This window comes from Massilibacteroides sp. (assembly GCF_028705895.1).
Lineage (GTDB): Bacteria > Bacteroidota > Bacteroidia > Bacteroidales > Tannerellaceae > Massilibacteroides.
This window is the reverse complement of record NZ_JAQWCQ010000063.1, coordinates 1-18,540: the sequence shown is the minus strand read 5'-3', so window position 1 is coordinate 18,540 and position 18,540 is coordinate 1. Positions and strand designations below refer to the sequence as shown.

Genomic DNA, 18,540 nt, shown 5'->3' with positions numbered 1-18,540 from the left:
GCATAGGGTTGAGTATTTTATTCTTTAGACACTATAAATATACTCATTTTCAGTGATATATGAAAATCCCTATGCCTTTTTTATGCCTTAATAGCAACTCCTGTTTTTAACTTGCGAAACTTCAATAGTAAGTATTCATTTGATTTTAATGAACAATGGGCTGTGGATATAGGCGCAAGGACAGAATATACTGTATCAACAATAGATGTCCCCAATGAATCTAATGAAGTTAGTAAGAGCAAGTATCTGAATTTTGTTCCTATGTTTCAATCTGTTTATCGTTTTGACGAAAAGAATAATTTTATCTTTAATTACGGCATGCGTATAAGTCGGCCGGGATTGACTTATTTAAATCCGTATATAGATGATTCAGATCCTACGAATATTTACTTTGGGAATCCGGATCTTAATATTGTAAGAAGAGATCTGGTTACATTGAGTTATAATCATTTAAGAAGTAAATTTGACTTATATGCACGTTTAAATTATTCTATTACGAACAACTCTATCCAACCTTACTTGTATTACGCGAATGAGATTCTGAATAATACGTATATGAACTTTGGTAAACAACAAGAATCCGGACTGTTGTTATATGCTAATTGGACTCCTGATGATATGCTAAGACTGAGTTTAAAAGGTACTATTGCCTATGTCGATATAGAAAGTAAGCAAGAAGATGTTTTGAAAAGAGCTGGCTTTTCTAATCGAATTTCCGGAAATATTGCTTATAAACTTCCTTCTGATTTTTACATAAGTGTCAGCGGCGGTTATTATCAGCCATCAATCCAATTACAGACAAAAGGTGACCCATATTATTACTCTCGTATAAGCGTCAGTAAAAACTGGCTGGATGATAAGCTAAGCTTAGCACTTTCTATATCAAATCCGATTTCTTCTAAAACTAAGTTTCAATACCTAACAGAAACGCCAGATGTATATAGGCAAGATATAGACTATAGATTAGATCAGAAGCTTAAAGATAAGACTTGTGTATCGTTTTGGTGAATTAAAGAAAAAAGCAGTAAATAAAACGTTTCGGACTATATTTAATGATGATCAGTTTCTTCCCGTAAATGAACGGGAAGAAACTGAGTAAGTTTTTATTTACTAACCTTGAATAGCAACTCATTGCTTTTGTTGCTGTTCCATTCGTCGATTAATTTCTTTAAATCGGAATATTCGTTAGGACTATATTGCTGTTTCTTTAGCTCTATTGTTTTGATAATTTCAAGATGGTCTCCTTCTTGTTTTATTAATCTTTCAACTTTTCCGATCGAAGTAGTTATAGAAGACGGATCTGATGAACTAATTAATTCCATTCCCTCGGGTACTTTAACGCAATAGGTGATTTTATCTTGTATGGCAGAAGGAATTTCAAATAGATCCGTTCGTTTACTGTTTAAGTTAGATATATGCCATCTGTCAAAACCCTTTGTCGGTGGAAGAGTATATACCAAATAACCATTCTTTACCAGGCTTTTGTCTATTGATGTATCTACAGTATCATCAAAAATAGCTGGAGTCGTTTCTATCGGTATCTCTTTCCCTTTCAATGTGAATACCTTATCTAAGCTTCCACGGTATTCTGGTTTGATTGGACTAAGGCTTGTTGCTGAAAGGAACTGTTCGCGATTGTTCAACTTTATTTTGACCCCTATCTGTTTGATAGCAGTAAGTCCCTTATTCGCAGATGATATGGTTGATGGATAATAGAATACAATCTCTGAAGGAATCTCTACTGCGTTTAGCATTTTATTGAGAAGATTTGTTTTTTCAAGAACTGTACCGTATGAACTACGTATAGTTTCATCTGCGTTTCGTAGATTATATCCCGTATAATCTAACGGTATTGCGATTGTGCTAAGATTGTTTACCACATAGTTGTGAATAGTTGTTAGCTTTTCTTCGCTTGAAGGAATCTCTTCAGTGATGAATTGCGCATAAGTTTCACTTTCTATAGCTATTGATTCATTGATTCGATTAGCCATAAAATCGAATGCATCTGTCCCGTTTCTGAATGTATTGGCTGTTAACCGAGGAATATTCTCTTTGTTCTGCGGAAGATAAGGCATTCGGGAAGAAGCCGGAATATTACTCAACTGCCAGGAATACACTTTCATCTTATTTTTATTCGATTCGTTAACTTTGCTTGCTGAACTATATAATAAATAGTTCAATGTTTTATCTTCCGGTACAGCTATTGAAATTTGATAATTAAGGATGGGAGAGGTCTCCTGAAGTAGCTCATCTATATCCAACTCAGGATAATAACCCGCTTTAGTTCGGATAGAGTAGTCTAAATAGATTGTCGATCCGAGATCCAATCCGGTATGAACTACAACCATCTCTTTTAACTGATTATATGCCGGAGCATTGGCCGCAAATCGGGGAAGTACTTCTACAAATGCATTCTCAGGAGTTTTTATAATCGTTCCATCCTTTTGTTTAGTATAACAATCATGTATTTCTAACTCCTGAAAATCCGGATTGTAAACAATAAACGTTTCCCCATAAGTACTGTTCATTGCTGTATGAGTAAACAGTTTAAGCTCTTTATAACACCGGAACTCCTGACTTCCATCCTGATGTAAGGTATAACTCTTGTTCAATTTCAGAAATTCAGCTTCCTGAGCGGATAGAGAAATAGAGAAGATCGTCAGGATGCTAATAAATAGCAGGCTCTTATATAATTTATTTGTTTTCATTGTTTATTGTTATTTCTTAATGATCAAGTAATCTCCAAAACTCTTATGTGCATTTACTGCATTTCGGAACCCATCCCATTCTGACGCTTCATATACGCGTTTCTTTAATACTAACTTTTGAGAAAGCTGGATCTCGTTTCCACTTTGAGCAAGAGTACCCTCAAAATCAGCCGCAGTACTCTTCTCATTTTCAGTTTTAGTAGGAGTAATAAGCTGATATCCTTTTGGTAGCCGGATTGTTTCGTTTAATTCTACTAAACGAGAGCAACCGTCTTTGAATCCGTATTTGCGCTCTTTCAGATCCGTATTGATCCGAAGGTAAGTTTTAACCTGATTATACAAATTATTCATAACTAAAGGTTTTAGAACCATCTCATTCCCGCCAAGAAGTGCATAATCCGGAATTTCATAAGTAAATGTAATCTTTATAGGAGCTGCCTGGTAGTCTTTTGGGTCTTTACCGTAATTAACTTTCAATAGTCTCGCTTTGGGAGAAACAGCCAATAATTGATTTTCTAAAGACGCTTCCCATTCAGTTCGCCATCCACGTGTAAATATACGACGAACATTACTGTCTGATTGACCTTCGGCTGTAATGGTAAACTGTCCAGATAAAGTACCTTTCTCATTCAGGCGGTTGTTTGCTGTAATTCGGACATAATGATTCTCTGGATCTGAAACTGGAGTTAAACGAATATCCGAACCTTCCGGAATTCCCGGAAGATAGTTTTGTTGTTGCTCCGCGCTACTCCATAACTCACGACAAAAAGGAACCCAGGTTGGATCTAACGGCATGTAAGTCCCGTTTGATAGTTTGACAACTGCCACACAGTGATTAAAATGATCCGCCGGGATTGATTCAACACGGCTACCTGCCATTGTCATTGCCGGATACGCTTCAAATCCTGCCATACGAAGAAAAGAAATCAACATAGCAGCAATATCTTTACATACCCCTGCGCGATCCGTAAAGTTCATTTTTGTATTATGGAGCGTATAGCCTTCACCTTTACCCATGGAAATACCGGAATATCGTATATTATCGGCCACCCAATGCGTTAAAACGGCAATCTTTTCCATCTCTGTCTTTTTCCCTTTAACTAATTCATCAACTTTTTTCTGAGCTTCCGGCAGAGGATCAAAACTTCCATAATCCTCATTCACTTTATGAAACCATAAAGACTTCTCTTCCCAACGAGGAGTCGAAGACATCATCAGTTTAGGAGCAGCATCAAATAGATCAACCATATTCGGCTCTTTTTCAAAAGGAAGAAGGTTGTCTGCAGAAAATTGATATGTCTTTTTATCATTCTCATAACGCATGAAAGAAGTACACTCTCCCTGATAAAATTGAAATTGAAGTTCCTTTTCCATTGGAACCGAGACCTTGTAAACTTTTCTTAAAGTAGGCTCTGTCACCCAAAAAGGTACAATATCGTAAAACTGTCCTCTCATAGGAGGAATAAAACGGGAGTCGTCTTCATCACTGGCAAGCAAGGCATAGGTAAAGCCCTTTTTTGCGATTTCATATTCTACTACGTCTCCAGGTTGAAGACGCCCTACCTCCAGCATGATTTGCCTTGCTCCCCAATAGATTGCTCTTGCCGGAGCAGCATAATCACATGCTTGCGTTACATCCAGATTAAAAATATCCCCATTTGCTCTGTAGATCGTAGCATATTTAAAATAAGCATGAGCTGTTAGCGGGTCATAATTATATTTGATAATACGATTATCAACACCTCCTTTGGGAGTGAGAACCTGAAAAGATTTGTGAACAGTAAACGATCCGGTACCCGAAGGCTCTACGGATACGGAGGTGCTGTCTTTGAGTATCACACAGTTGTGTCCCTCATACATCTTAAGTTGTTCTTTTGTCAGTCTTTGTTCTTGCCCACGTAAATAAGGGAAAAACAAAAGACATAATAGGAATACGATACTTATTCGTTTCATAAAAGGTCAGTATTATTAATTATGTATTGTTTAAGTTCAGCCTAAAAGGTACAGCAAGATACATGGAATATCCTAAACTGTTATAATATTTATGGCATGAATATCTTGTCAGTTCGTTTTTTTCTTTAGCTTTGTATGCATGATGCCCTACTGCGGGCTCTCTAAATGATATAAATCAGGTCGTAAAAAAATAATTTATTCTTGTTATTGTCTTAAAGAGCAATGATATGGATCAGACTAATCGTATAATAATGCTTATGGGCTCTAATCAAAACGCAGAAGAGAACATAAAGCTTGCAGAGGCAGAACTACGGGATTACTTCCCACGAATTGCGTTTTCAGAACCGGTTTATACAGAACCAGTAGGAACAAATTATAATACTCCGTTCCTGAACCGAGTGGCAGTAGCATATACGGCTGATCGTCCAGAGGAAATTATCGTTTGTTTTAAATTGATAGAACAAGTCTTAGGAAGAACTCCGGCTGATAAACTTGTAGGGAGCATTCCTATTGATATTGACTTGCTTCAATGGAATGAACAAGTTCTGAAAAAAGAAGATGTAAAACGAGATTACGTTATTGACGGTATTCGTTCACTTTCTTCCGAATGACAGGATGATAAAAGGGGCGAGTAAAAAACCTGCTTTCCCGCTATATTTGATTAGCTGGTTAACTAATATTGAAATAGAAGATTTCCATTGTTTAGGTCTGATTATATTGTAAAACCCCTTTTCTGTCTCTACTTCATAGCCATACCTTTTTGCTAATTCTTTATAGTCTCTAATCGGTAAGATTCGTTCAGCCCAGTTACCTGTTTCAGGATCGCAGGTGTTGTAGGCATCTACTAATAACGGACGTTCATTTTTAGAGATAGCTTTATGGATATCCTCATACATAAGTCCCCGTGTACGAGTAGCCCATTTCTTTGTATTGATTCTGCCTAAGTTGGGAAATTCTTTTTTTATAAAATTTACTCGCTTGGTGTAATAATTCGGTTTCTCTAATCTACCCGTCTCACAACCTCGCATATATCGATGGAGTCGTCGGGTAATAAGTGGGTTATAGGGGGTTGAAGCTGTTGTGAAAACCATTTTTATCTGATCATTGATCTCAATCAGATCATGAAAGAATACAAATAGATCATAGATGTGTTCAATCACATCAGTTGCAATAAGTAAATCCGGTTGGATATTTTGTTCCGTACACCAAGCTGATAGTTTTTTCGAATCACCATGTAAGATTATATCAGGCCCAATTCCAATCTCCGTTTTAAGCAGTTTAATAGTTTCTACGGATTTTTCGTTTATGTCGATATAAATTACTTTCCCTATTCCGATCTCTTTGGCCAACATACTTAGGAAACCGCTTCCTCCTCCAAAATCAACTAAGATTAATTCATTTATTCCCTTGTTGCAATTCCTTAAGCCATTTTTGAAACAAGCTGTATAAATGTCTAAAAAATAGAATAGAGACGGAGTGAGCTTCCTGATGTAATTCTTATTATAATTGCTGATAGGTAAAGCCTCGAAATTTACGGCTGAAATCTTTTTATACAGTTGGGTCGTAGCAATTTTGTAATCAATTGTTTCCATAAATTATATCATATAAACGCTTAGCCTGATACTCGTTGTCATACGTAGGAAAGAGGACAGCCTTTCTTTTTACTATATCTTCAGATGTAAAAGGAATTAGCATAAGTTTGTTACATTGTTTAATAATATCAGTCGGAGAATCTGCACAAGAGCATAAAGAATCCAATCCACTACCCGCAAGCATGAGAGAATTAACAAGAACGTGCCTTCCTGCAAATAGACTGTTCAGCAATTTAAGCTTCAGGCCGGTATCCTGAAATGTGACTAATGCATGAATCTGAGCTTCGTGAATCAGAAAACTCATGCGGTTCTCTGTTGGATTTGCTTCTATGCGTATGTTATCGTACCTCCTGGCTGCTGTAAGTAAATCGGGAGAAGGATTCATACCGGCGATTACGCAGGTGTGTTTTAGTTGGCTAAACACATTTTTGATCAGATATAACGCCGCTTTTTCGTTTTCTACAACTGATAGTTTCGCATGATAAAGGATAAAATCAGAACTGCCCTCTATCGACGTGATTTCTTCATTGGCATGAAAAGCCGGTATAAAATCAATCTTCATTTCAGGATAGCGTTTCCTGAAAGAAGCTTCATCGCTTGCGGAAATTGCCAGAATATGTTTGGCATGACGCAACTGCTTTTCGTAGAAAGCGAACCGCTTACTTTCTATTAGAGAGAAAGTCCGTTTGACCAAGTCCGTTTCCGCTTTATAAAGATGGTAGTAATAATCATGTTCAATATTAGTTCCTCTGACAAATGTTAGTCTGTCTTTCAGTCGTCTGTCCGATAAATAATAGCAAGTATGTAGTCCCTCAAATAAAATCGGATAATTATCCTTTAATAATCGTTCAAGTAAGAGTGGGTCTCGGCGACTGATTACATTATAAGGCAGAATAGACAGATTCGGTACAATCCCTGTATGTCTTTTATAATAATAAACCTGCTCGCAAAACTGACTCAATTCAGAAGCCTGAGGTCTGTCGTACTCAAATGCATGCAGAATAATCTTTACACCGAGTTTATGTAACGCTTTCAGCTTGTAGAAAATATCAATCACCCCGCCATAATTAGCAGGCCAGGGTATATTCAACGAAATAATGTGCAGATACTTATCCATTGTGCTTCTCCAAAACCTGTTCGAATATACGAATAAATTGCAAGGCTTGTTCTTTTCTTGAATAAAGAACAAGTTTCTCTTTTTTTATTTCACTTTTAGTTAATCCTGTTTTTTTCCATTCATCAAGATGATACTTGATAAAATCTATGACTTCCTGTTCGGTTCTTGCTGCAATGCCTGCATTTGTTTCCTTTATTGTCTCCTCCAAACAATCCTCATCGCTTCGAATACATAAAATTGGCTTATGTACAGCCATATATTCAAATGTTTTTGTTCCCATAATACCCCTCGGACCACCGGGACGGGATATATTGGTTAGTAACAGTAGAATTGAACTTTTATTTAACACTTCCGGTATCTTATTTGCCGGAACATAATCTTTTATATCCATGTATTCATTTATTTCATACATGTCGCTCTCCTTTTTTAATAATTCCGCAGAACGTTCATCGACGTACCATTCTAATCGGCACAATTGTGGTGTTATGACCTTCTTTTCGGAAAGATATTTAATTGCGGAGAATAATAAGGTCGGATCTTGCATCCCGAAACTATGCAGCCTCCCCGTATATGTTATTGTAAATTGGCTATTTACAACTGGATTCGGATAAAATAATTCAGGATCAAAACCATTATAGATTAAAGATATCTGTTTGTTCTGTTGTTCAAGTAATTGTTTATGCCAGCTTGATACGGTCGTTACATGATCAGAGGCTTTCAGTACTTTATTTCTCTCCTTGATGTTTTGTTTTTTAAAGAAGGAGATAAATAGATCCTTTAGTAAGGGAATGGGAGGGATATAGGATGTGAAAAATTCGTTTTTCGGATATTGTTCAATAATATCTCTGATGTCTGAAACCAAAGGAAGCCCTGTCTTCTTCGCAGTGATTAAGGCTGCAGGGAGAGGAAAAGATCGATATGTGCTACATAAAATCAAATCGAAATGATTCATTCGTATCTGTTCGATGGCAAGGTCCGCAATTTTCCTGTTCTTATAATTAAAAAGTAGATCTGCTAAAACAATAAATAGCCATCTGACTTTCCTGAATCTTTGATTCTTATAATAATCGATATAGTGGATTTTGTTTTTATCGGCAATGAAGGCAAACATATCCTCTTTAACTTTCTCTGTTATAACTTCTACATCCCATCCGAATGAGGACATATATTTGACTAAATATCCCATTCTTGGTCCGAAAGCCGGAGGGAAAAGATCGCAGATTATGAGAAGTTTTTTTTTCTTCATTTATACTGTTGTCTGTTTTCTGAATCTATTTGAATTATCTTATCCAAGAGAGTAGAATATAGATTTTTCAGATAACCTGTTTGTAAAGAAGTGTTATGCCATAAAAGAGATAACTCTCCTCTATGAAGTGCCGTTTGGTTTATAAGTCCTAAAGAGTAGTCTAATGCTTCTTCGTAGGATAGATTCATATATTTTTCTTCACTCAGGCTACATTCCATAATGGTAAGAGGGTGTAATACGAGAGAGGTTAGTTTTCTGGTTCCCGGATTAATCCATCGTACAGCGCGACAAGTTCCTAATCTAAATCCTGCTACATCAGCATAGCCCATTGTGAAATCGTGATTAATTTCTGATTTTAATAAAAATGCAAAATGTTCAGGTTCACGGGACGAAAGGAAATGATGACGATTTGCTTTGATTTTTCCTCCTGTTGCTGATTCCAGTTTCTTTTTCTCTTTGACTATCTGTTCCGGTTCCTTACCTGCCTGATAGCTGCTATGTAACCCGATTTCTATTCTATCGTGTTTACAAAGAGTGAATAAGCTTTTTATATCTTTGTTTGTAAGGCTATAAACCGGCTTGTCTTGCTTTGTGTTTCCCCCGCCTTTAAAAAAACAGATTGGTTTACATCGCTCTTTTCCAAAAGCTGCTCTTAGTTTGTTGTCTTCAGAGAAAAGCCAGGGAAAGGTGTAGTTCATATCTTCTTCCAATTTCCCTGTTTTGGTTTTGATCGCTTTCCAGATGCTTTGTCCGTTTTTTATTTCGCGTACGATACTTCTCCAGGTACGACAGTAAAAAGGCGCATCTACATCATGTGTCAGGTAAATCTTTCGGATACTCTGCTTTTCTGCAGGTAACTTAGCTCCTAATTGGCGTAATTTGTTTCTTAAATAAAGGCCGTATTCATCTACAATCGGACGATGAAGAAATTCTCCACGAAAAGGGAACGATTCTTTACCCGGAAAACGACCGTGTTCATCCCGTACACTCCGTTTTACCATTTCCTCATAGCGAGTTAGAAGAAAAAAAGAACTGGCCACCAGATCGGCATACAAAACAAGTGTGTCTCCAATCATTTTTTCAGTTGTTTCTCCGAAAAGTAGTGGGGTGCGATCAAGTTGTTTGAGTGGAAAGGATGGTATGGAACTTGTTTTTCCGTATGTTGTACTGTCAAAGAAACCACAAGGCCGGATTACTATGCTATATTTATCGTATTGACGTGGGTCGTCCGTGTATCCGACAGACGAAATATACTCTCCCGGTATGCTGTCGCCTAACAAAAAACGAATGATATATTGAATGTAATCTTTCATGTTGGATTACTGCGTAGCTTTATCCTTATCTTTTGTAATAAACTCAAATTACCCTTAGTTATTGTAAAGTAAGGCATTTGTCTGGCCCCGAATTCCCGAAAAAAACGTTCTACTCCCGGCAACATTGAGCCTTCAAAATCGAAAGTTAACGTGTGGTGTGATACCTCTTGTATAGCTTTCCACATAACTAAACTGTGTGCTCCCGAATCTCTAACGGCCGGGTTACCACCTCCTGCAATGTAATAAGCCGAACTTTTCTGCCAGATAATGAAAACAGCAGCGTGCAACTTGCCGTCTTTGTCATATCCGCCCCATATATCGCCTTGCTGCCGTTCCCGACAAACTTCGATAATCTGTTTGAGTAACTGTAAATCCTTGGGTACAGACATGTTCTGTCGTTGAAATGTCGCTTTGAGGACACGCATAAAATCCGGAATGGAAATTCCTCTCTTAACCACAATCCCGTTTTTCTCTTTCGCTTTTGTTATATTTCGTCGTGTATTCACCGCCATCTCTTCCCAGAGACGTTCTTTATTATTAATGTTCTGAAGAATATAGGTGTAACGGGTGGTCTGTTTAAAACCTTCCCAGTAAAATGGTAACCAATCCGTGAAGCTATAAGGTAGGCGTTGCAAAAAGGAAGAATAACTTCCTAAAGAATCAATTAGTGCTTTACATAACATCTGGCGTTTTCCTAATATTGTTGTGTATTTGGAGTCTGCCGATTCTTCAGGAAACCAAATTCCCATGGCTTGCGTATAAGATGGCATGGACACGACATTGGGCAAAGGCTTGTAAAGAGGCATTGCTGCAACTATTTTATCCTTTTGCTCAACCAAAATGACATCCCAGTTTGACTGCCCACAGACTATATCCAACCACCAATCGCGAGAGAAGAGAGGAATACTCTCTTCTCTCGCGCAAAGTAGTCGATATTTCTCTCTGGGTGTCATTAGGTGTCTCCTGTTATTTCAATCCTTCGAATATCTGTGCGGCTAATTCTTCTGCCAATTCCGGATTGTCGCTAACACATTGCTTTGCAGCGTCCCGTCCTTGTCCCAGTTTGGTGTCACCGTAGCTATACCACGAGCCACTCTTTTTGATAACGCCTAATTCTGCACCGAGATCGATGATTTCGCCTGAACGGGAAATGCCTTCGCCAAACATTACATCGAATTCAGCTTTGCGGAAAGGAGGTGCTACTTTATTCTTTACCACTTTTACGCGAACCTGACTTCCTTTTACTTCATCTCCATCTTTCAGTTGACTGATGCGACGAATGTCAAGACGAACAGATGCGTAGAATTTCAGAGCATTACCACCAGTCGTTGTTTCCGGATTGCCGAACATAACACCGATTTTATCACGCAACTGGTTGATAAATATACAAGTTGTATTTGTTTTGTTGATTGCCGCTGTTAGCTTGCGAAGTGCCTGAGACATCAAACGTGCCTGAAGCCCCATTTTGCTATCACCCATTTCTCCTTCTAATTCCGCCTTAGGCGTAAGAGCGGCCACCGAGTCGATCACGATAATGTCAACCGCTGAAGAACGGATCAGTTGTTCCGCAATCTCCAACGCCTGCTCACCACAATCCGGTTGGGAAATCCACAAATTATCAATATCTACTCCTAATTTTGCGGCATAGAACCGATCAAAAGCATGTTCTGCATCAATAAAAGCCGCAATACCACCGGCTTTTTGTGCTTCAGCAATTGCATGAATAGCTAAGGTTGTCTTACCCGACGATTCCGGTCCATAAATCTCGATAACACGTCCACGTGGATAGCCGCCTACGCCTAAGGCTGCATCTAACGCGATTGAGCCGGAATGGATGACTTCGATATTCTCTACATTCTCATCACCCAATTTCATGATAGAGCCTTTTCCGTAATTTTTTTCAATCTTTTCAGTTGCAGCACGGAGCGCTTTTAATTTTTCGGCATTAATAGCCACTTTTTGTTCCTGTATGTTTTCTTCTTTTGACATTACTTATTTGTTTAAAATTTGATTTGCATGGTCTTTTGTGTTCACTTCTTTCGGTGTGATGATCCGTTCCACGACTCCTTCTTCATTAATAATAAAGGTAGTGCGCAGTGTACCCATGTATTTACGTCCGTACATGCTTTTCTCTGCCCATACCCCGAACTGTTCCTGTAGTTTGGTTTCGGTATCCGCAATCAGGTTAAAAGGCAAATCTTGTTTGCTGATAAATCCCTGATGCGATTTAGCGCTGTCTTTACTAACCCCGATTACTTCGTAGCCGGCCGCACGAAGGCTTTCATAGCCATCACGCAAACTGCACGCTTGCGCCGTACAGCCACTTGTGTTGTCTTTAGGATAGAAATAAAGAGCCAATTTGCGACCCTTGAAGTCACTTAGTTTGATTTCATTTCCGTTTTGGTCTGTGCCTAATATTTCAGGCGCTTTGTCTCCAACTTGTATTGCCATAATTATTCTAATTCCAAATCGATATTAAATAACTCATGCCAGGGTAATCCCTGTTCATTTAATTCCTTCATGAATGGATCGGGATTAAATTCTTCCACATTCCAGACACCCGGTTTTTTCCAGACTCCTTGCATAAACAATTTTGCGCCAATCATAGCCGGAACTCCTGTCGTGTAGCTTACTCCTTGTGCTCCCGTTTCTTTATAAGCCGCTTCATGACTACAATTATTATATACATAGTAGGTCAATTCTTTTCCATCTTTGATTCCACGAATACGACAACCAATGGAGGTCTCACCTGTATAGTTTTCACCCAAATCTCCCGGATTCGGTAATACGGCTTTCAGAAATTGGATTGGAACGATCTCTATTCCATTGTAAAGTACCGGCTTGATACTGTCCATACCAATGTTTTGTATCACGCGTAAATGGGTTAGATACTCTTGTCCGAAAGTCATCCAGAAACGAGCCCGTTTAATCGTCGGGAAATTATTAACCAAACTTTCCAACTCTTCATGATACATTAAATAAGACTCTTTTGGTCCCACGTTAGGATAATTAATCGGTTGATGCACGGACAAAGGATCGGTTTCTTTCCATTCCCCGTTTTCGTAATATTTACCCCGTTGTGTGATCTCGCGGATATTTATTTCCGGATTAAAATTGGTTGCAAACGCCTTGTGATGGTCGCCCGCATTACAGTCCACTATATCTAAATAATGTATCTCATCGAAATGATGTTTGGCGGCATAAGCTGTATAAACGCCTGTTACTCCCGGATCAAAGCCGCAACCTAAAATAGCCGTCAAGCCGGCGTCCTCAAAACGTTTCCTATATGCCCATTGCCAACTGTATTGATATTTAGCCTCGTCTAACGGCTCGTAATTGGCTGTGTCTAAATAGCTGACGCCATAAGCCAGACAAGCATCCATTATCGTCAGATCCTGATAAGGCAGTGCCAGATTGACTACCAGATCCGGTTTGAACGAGTTGAATAATGTAACGAGTTCTTCTACATTATCGGCATCGACCTGAGCAGTTTGTACCTTTACATTTTTAATATCGGCGGCAATAGCATCACATTTACTCTTTGTGCGACTTGCTACCATAATGTCTGTAAACACATCTGCATTCATTGCAATCTTTTTGACAGCAACAGTACTAACCCCTCCGGCACCAATTACTAATACTCTTCCCATTTAAAAAATAGAATTAATCTTGTTAATATACAGTTTATAAGGTAAAAATACCCGATTACAAATATACTGTTTTTTTAGCCAAAGAAAATGTTGTGACGGTTATAAAATGAAGCTTTAGGAAAAGCATCTCCTATACTTGTAAAATATGAAGGTCGTAATTGTAAAAGACAGTCTGTTTGTGAAAAATAGAAAAGCTTATTAAACTGTCTTTTTGTATAGTGAAAATGTGCAAATATAAATACTTCAATGTTAAAATATTCGGCTGATTTTTTTATTATCGATTCTGGATAGTTCAGTTTAGTTCTCTTTTATTTTTTAAGATTCCTCTTTTGGTAATCTCGTCTCTCAAATAATAGTGCGTATTTCGTAATACACAAGCGTTATTTTCAAAAAATGAAAACGCAATATTTCTTTAGTTTTGTTTTAGGAGCTTATTTCTTCTCTTTGTAATTGTCTTTTTGAATGCTGAATATTATTTGATATATTTAAGTTAATATATTTATAAGTTGACCTATTTTAAAATTTGTTGACTTGATGGAGTTTTTTGGTTAAACAACAGGGTTGAAATGTGCAATTTCTGTAAGATATCCTCCCTTTATCTTTGCGTCAGATTTATGAACTGATAGAACTGGTGCTAAATCTGTTTAAATAAATAATAGGAAAAAGTTAGTTGAAAATTAAGCTTATTCTAAGATGGTAACGTCTGAAAATAAGGTGTATTATATATTAATGTATCATATAAAATTATTATTTGACCTGTTTTAAATTAAATCCCACAAGATACTTTACGTGTAGTCGGTTTCTTCCCTAAACTACAATTTTATATTCTCGTTAAAACTCAAAAATAAGTGTCTGTGGATAAAATTCAAAAAGGTTTAATTGTTGAATTTGCTAAACTATTTGTTTTATGAAAAAAAGAATGATTCAAACATTATGTTTGTTGTTAGCTGTCGTGTCGTATTCTTGTAGTAACGACATTGAGATGTACTTACCGGCGGGTCCAGAAGGGCCTCAGGGAAAAGATGGTTTGTCCGCATACGAATTATGGGTTAATGAAGTGGATAATGGTAATATTGATTGGAATCCTGAATACACTGATATTAATAACTTCTTTCTTTATCTGAAAGGTAAAGACGGTAAAGACGGAAAAGATGGTTCAGACGGCAAGAGTGCATATGAAATCTGGAAAGATGAAGTAGCCAAAGGTATTGAAGATCCACATAATCCGGGAACAGAATGGAATAAAAGCAATACAGAAATGAATGATTTCTGGTATTTTCTTACCGGTGCTAAAGGCCAGGATGGGATTACTCCTCATATCGGTGATAACGATAACTGGTTTATTGGAGATACGGATACCGGTATTCCTGCCAGAGGAAAAGATGGTCAGAATGGCTCCAATGGTAATGATGGTTCAGACGGAAAAGATGGATCAGACGGAAAAGACGGATCTAACGGTAATGACGGAGTTGATGGACGAGATGGAGTTGATGGACGAGATGGAGACCGTGTAACGATCGGTGATAATGGAAATTGGTTTATTGATGGAGAGGATACGAATGTTCCTGCTTTTGGACAGGATGGTAAAGATGGTCAGGATGGTAAAGATGGACAGGATGGTAAAGATGGTTTATCTGCTTATGATCTCTGGAAAGAATGGCTTGCTGTAAACGGTCCGAATCAAATAGAACATCCCGGTAAACCAGGTGAATACTGGGACCCAGAGGATAATTCAAAAGAAAATTTCTGGGAATTCCTGATAGGAAAAGATGGAAAAGACGGTGAAGACGGCAAGGATGGAAAAGACGGAGAAGACGGTCTTCCCGGTGAACCCGGAACTCCTGGTGGCGAAGTTATTTATAACAGTGGAAAGTATGAAAATTATCTACTGGAATACAGACGATTAGAGAAAAATAAGAACACAATGGGTAACGATAAAGAAACGAATGAAACTCTTCGGTTTGCTTTAGTTTATCATCAATTCAAATAACTCCTTAACTGAATGCAAATATAGAAAATTAAATCGAATTTTCCTACGAAAAGTCAGCGTCTTACCATTTTCTTTTGGTTATTCATCCACTGGATAGCCTCTGCTGTATTCTTTACTCCGATACGTGCGAATATCTTTTTCTTATGGTATTTGACTGTGGGGAGTGATATTCCAAGTATTTCAGCCATTTCAGTTTCGGTTTTTCCGTTACTTGCGAGTTTCAGAATCGTCATCGCCTTTGAGGTAAGCCTTTGGGTTTTTACTTCCACGAACTTATCTGTAGATGGCATATACTGCCAAACGACGGAATTGTCGTTTAATTTCAAATAGGCATTGCCCGGCTTCTCTGCGGTAGGATAACTGAGAACACAAAGCCCCAATCTTATTACACCGTCATTAGTTAAATCAAGTATGGTTATCTTTTGGTTTATAAGGATCATTTTGCCTCTTTTATCTCTTATCCTCATATCGTGCGTAAAATATCCATTGAATTTCAGTCTTTTGTGTAATGGTAAAGAGTAGAAATATTCAAAAACTTTCGCATTGCACGGAGCTAACATTTCAACATCACGTTCATGCATGAATTTCTCAAAATACAAATATCCTTCCCTCTTGATATCTTCAAGATGGTTTCCCGAAAAGAGAGAGCTGCCTTTTGTGGCATATAGTATCTTTTCATTCTCATAATCCAAAACATAAGCATCGATATCCATCAAAGATTCAAGTGCTTTCAAACACTGGATAAAATGTTGATTTCTTTCTGAATAAACAGAACTTTTCTCTGGGGCAAATACGTGGGAAGGATGCGGTTGCACAAAAATGGATTTAGTTATCATATTGCTTTTTATTTGTTAGCGACAAAGATAATAAATCCATCAATAAAGCTATTCTTTAGTATAGTTAATTTTCCTTTTTCATCTTTCAGTCATACCTTTGCATTTAAAATATATGCATTAAATTTATGTTAAGATGAGAACTAAAATTATTCAGTTATTGATCCTTCCCATTCTATTCATGATAGGAGTAGCTTCTTGTGACGATGAAGAAAAGTATTCGCTTCAATTAGATAAAGATATCATAACGATTGACCTAGAAGGAGGTGGAGAGACTATAAATGTATTGAGTAATGGTTTTTGGGAAATTTCGGAAATACCTGGTTGGATGGCAGTATCTCCGATTTCAGGAGAAGGTTCTATGGAAGTATTTATCACTGTCCATCCGAATGATGGAAATGAGCGTCGGACGACTTCGCTGGTTTTTACCTGTGGTGATATAAGCCGGACTTTAGAAGTTGAACAACTGTCGATAAATGAGCTGGCTCCTTTTATAAAATTAGAACAGGAAGCTGTATACATAAATATTCTAGGGAGTAAACAGAAGATACAATTAACAACAAACCGTCCGTGGCAAATCACAGGTGTACCCAGCTGGGTTATGATAGATCCTACATACGGAGAGCAGTCTGCCGAACTCGTTATCGAGGTGAAGGAGAACAAGCTGCCGGAAGGAAGATCGGCTTCTCTCACAATCACTGCCGACAATGCAAGAAAAACACTGGAGATAACTCAACCGGGATTGAAAGATGTGGTTCGTATACCAACTCTTCCTATGTTTTCATTCGAAAAGGTAAGTTATCGTATAGGGGAAGAGTACGAGATTGAAGCCGCTAACTTATTTGTCAACCCAAGCATAAAAAATGATATTTATTTAGGAAATTTACTCAGTCATAATGCCGGATCGAACATTGATATTCCTTTTTTTACGGGATATACATTCAATCCCATTGATGTGTACACAACAGCAAGAATAGAGAATGTTACCACCACTTTCTCCCCATCAAGAGAAGCCCAAGATGCTTTTGTTGAAAGTATCATTGATCAGAATCCCCGCCAAAGTGGAACCCTAAATATAGACGGAGGCGGTATTGAGTATTACACACGTAAGCAACTGCATACGATAGGCATGATTAACTTAGGAGTTAAACTCGACGAACTCGCATCCGGTTATTCATTCTCACAACAAGAAATGACAAAGCCATACGGAATGATATTCTCATTCAAACATATCCTTTTCAGAGTCGGAATGGATTATGGAATAAATCTTATCAAAGAAAAAATAAGAGATAATGATTTAGCCAAAGGCGTTTCGTATGTTAGCTCCATAAGCTATGGACGAATCGGGCTTTTGATTGTAGAGTCAAACGTTGAACCTCACACCATCAAAGAAATCGTCAGCAAAGTATCGAGAGGGGAAGTGCCTACGAATGAAGAAATGGAATATATCCAATCGGCAGATATTACTCACGTCTATTTCTCCAATGACCATGATATAGGTACAAAAAAAGGAGGTTTAGAAGCTATAACATCATATATAGAAACGATCAAAAACACCAAGGAAAATATATACATGGTTGATTTCCAAATAAACAATTTCGTGGATCATTCAAATAATCCTATAAACTTTTCATTTAAAGTTCCGGAATGATAATGATTTCCAAAAGTACATTGAGAACATATAATAGCATAAAGAGGTATGAAGCTACAATTTGCAAAAAGGATGTCCTATATAAAGGCTTCTGAAATAAGGGAAATACTTATGATAAAATACATTCCGGGGCAATATAGGGTCTGGAAAGAAGTGCTTATTGATGGGAGCAAAGAATTTGTCAGTACACCATTTACAATAAACTAATATAATCAAAAAAATGTAACAACAACTGAAAATTAATGAGTAGGTTCTCATTAAGAATATCAAGTAAGACAATTGATAAATTCATACAGCATGAAACAGGACTTCGGTCTGATTCTTAATATTCACTATTAAAATTTATGCTTATGAACGAACTGGAAAATCCATTGTTCGTTGACCCCTTACGCCAAAACAAAATTGACCCCAGAAAATTATTTAATTTTGCCTCCCGAGTATCCTGACAAGTGGGGTCATTTTTATTTTAGGAAACCATCATCAAGCG

15 protein-coding genes are annotated in these 18,540 nt (G+C 37.6%); 4 read left to right on the top strand and 11 right to left on the bottom strand.

Annotation, left to right across the window (positions count from 1 at the left end; genetic code table 11):
- Nucleotides 1-111: 111 nt before the first annotated feature.
- Nucleotides 112-1,008, top strand: a complete 897-nt coding sequence (locus PHT93_RS13280) for an outer membrane beta-barrel family protein (RefSeq protein WP_300243841.1) — start codon at nucleotides 112-114, stop codon at nucleotides 1,006-1,008.
- Nucleotides 1,009-1,103: 95 nt separating this feature from the next.
- Here PHT93_RS13280 and PHT93_RS13275 read toward each other — a convergent pair whose 3' ends face one another.
- A complete protein-coding gene (locus PHT93_RS13275; protein WP_300243839.1) occupies nucleotides 1,104-2,708 on the bottom strand; it encodes a DUF3857 domain-containing protein in 1,605 nt (534 codons plus the stop codon).
- A 9-nt stretch (nucleotides 2,709-2,717) separates the two neighbouring features.
- Nucleotides 2,718-4,661, bottom strand: a complete 1,944-nt coding sequence (locus tag PHT93_RS13270) for a DUF3857 and transglutaminase domain-containing protein (protein ID WP_300243837.1) — start codon at nucleotides 4,659-4,661, stop codon at nucleotides 2,718-2,720.
- A gap of 227 nt (nucleotides 4,662-4,888) precedes the next feature.
- Here PHT93_RS13270 and PHT93_RS13265 point away from each other — a divergent pair, with 227 nt between their 5' ends.
- Nucleotides 4,889-5,272 (top strand): 2-amino-4-hydroxy-6-hydroxymethyldihydropteridine diphosphokinase, encoded by a 384-nt coding sequence (locus PHT93_RS13265; protein ID WP_300243834.1) that lies wholly within the window; start codon nucleotides 4,889-4,891, stop codon nucleotides 5,270-5,272.
- On the opposite strand, the gene PHT93_RS13260 is transcribed toward PHT93_RS13265, so the two are convergent.
- From PHT93_RS13260 to PHT93_RS13225, 8 genes are read right to left on the bottom strand one after another with little or no spacing between them, the layout of a single operon-like run.
- Nucleotides 5,255-6,253 carry a class I SAM-dependent methyltransferase gene (locus PHT93_RS13260; protein ID WP_300243831.1) on the bottom strand — a complete coding sequence of 333 codons (999 nt, stop codon included), beginning with the start codon at nucleotides 6,251-6,253 and terminating at the stop codon, nucleotides 5,255-5,257. The two genes, PHT93_RS13265 and PHT93_RS13260, sit on opposite strands and share 18 nt — an antisense overlap.
- On the bottom strand, nucleotides 6,240-7,370 hold the full coding sequence (locus tag PHT93_RS13255; protein ID WP_300243828.1) for a glycosyltransferase family 1 protein: 1,131 nt from the start codon (nucleotides 7,368-7,370) through the stop codon (nucleotides 6,240-6,242). Before PHT93_RS13255 ends, PHT93_RS13260 begins: the two co-directional genes overlap by 14 nt.
- Complete coding sequence (locus tag PHT93_RS13250) at nucleotides 7,363-8,616, bottom strand: glycosyltransferase (RefSeq protein WP_300243826.1); 1,254 nt, start codon at nucleotides 8,614-8,616, stop codon at nucleotides 7,363-7,365. Before PHT93_RS13250 ends, PHT93_RS13255 begins: the two co-directional genes overlap by 8 nt.
- Complete coding sequence (locus tag PHT93_RS13245) at nucleotides 8,613-9,929, bottom strand: polysaccharide deacetylase family protein (RefSeq protein WP_300243823.1); 1,317 nt, start codon at nucleotides 9,927-9,929, stop codon at nucleotides 8,613-8,615. The genes PHT93_RS13250 and PHT93_RS13245 overlap by 4 nt, the downstream gene beginning before the upstream one ends.
- Entirely contained in the window at nucleotides 9,926-10,882 is a 957-nt protein-coding gene (locus PHT93_RS13240) for a GNAT family N-acetyltransferase (RefSeq protein WP_300243821.1), read from the bottom strand. The genes PHT93_RS13245 and PHT93_RS13240 overlap by 4 nt, the downstream gene beginning before the upstream one ends.
- Nucleotides 10,883-10,895: 13 nt before the next feature.
- Nucleotides 10,896-11,918, bottom strand: a complete 1,023-nt coding sequence (gene recA / locus PHT93_RS13235; RefSeq protein WP_300243819.1) for a recombinase RecA — start codon at nucleotides 11,916-11,918, stop codon at nucleotides 10,896-10,898.
- 3 nt (nucleotides 11,919-11,921) lie between these two features.
- Nucleotides 11,922-12,380, bottom strand: a complete 459-nt coding sequence (gene bcp, locus PHT93_RS13230) for a thioredoxin-dependent thiol peroxidase (protein ID WP_300243817.1) — start codon at nucleotides 12,378-12,380, stop codon at nucleotides 11,922-11,924.
- Nucleotides 12,381-12,382: 2 nt separating this feature from the next.
- Nucleotides 12,383-13,579, bottom strand: a complete 1,197-nt coding sequence (locus PHT93_RS13225; RefSeq protein ID WP_300243814.1) for a saccharopine dehydrogenase family protein — start codon at nucleotides 13,577-13,579, stop codon at nucleotides 12,383-12,385.
- A 907-nt stretch (nucleotides 13,580-14,486) separates the two neighbouring features.
- Here PHT93_RS13225 and PHT93_RS13220 point away from each other — a divergent pair.
- Nucleotides 14,487-15,569 (top strand): hypothetical protein, encoded by a 1,083-nt coding sequence (locus PHT93_RS13220; protein ID WP_300243812.1) that lies wholly within the window; start codon nucleotides 14,487-14,489, stop codon nucleotides 15,567-15,569.
- Nucleotides 15,570-15,622: 53 nt separating this feature from the next.
- On the opposite strand, the gene PHT93_RS13215 is transcribed toward PHT93_RS13220, so the two are convergent.
- Entirely contained in the window at nucleotides 15,623-16,405 is a 783-nt protein-coding gene (locus tag PHT93_RS13215; protein WP_300243809.1) for a helix-turn-helix transcriptional regulator, read from the bottom strand.
- A 133-nt stretch (nucleotides 16,406-16,538) separates the two neighbouring features.
- Between PHT93_RS13215 and PHT93_RS13210 the strand changes: the two genes are divergently transcribed.
- A complete protein-coding gene (locus PHT93_RS13210; protein ID WP_300243806.1) occupies nucleotides 16,539-18,053 on the top strand; it encodes a BACON domain-containing protein in 1,515 nt (504 codons plus the stop codon).
- Nucleotides 18,054-18,540: the final 487 nt, after the last annotated feature.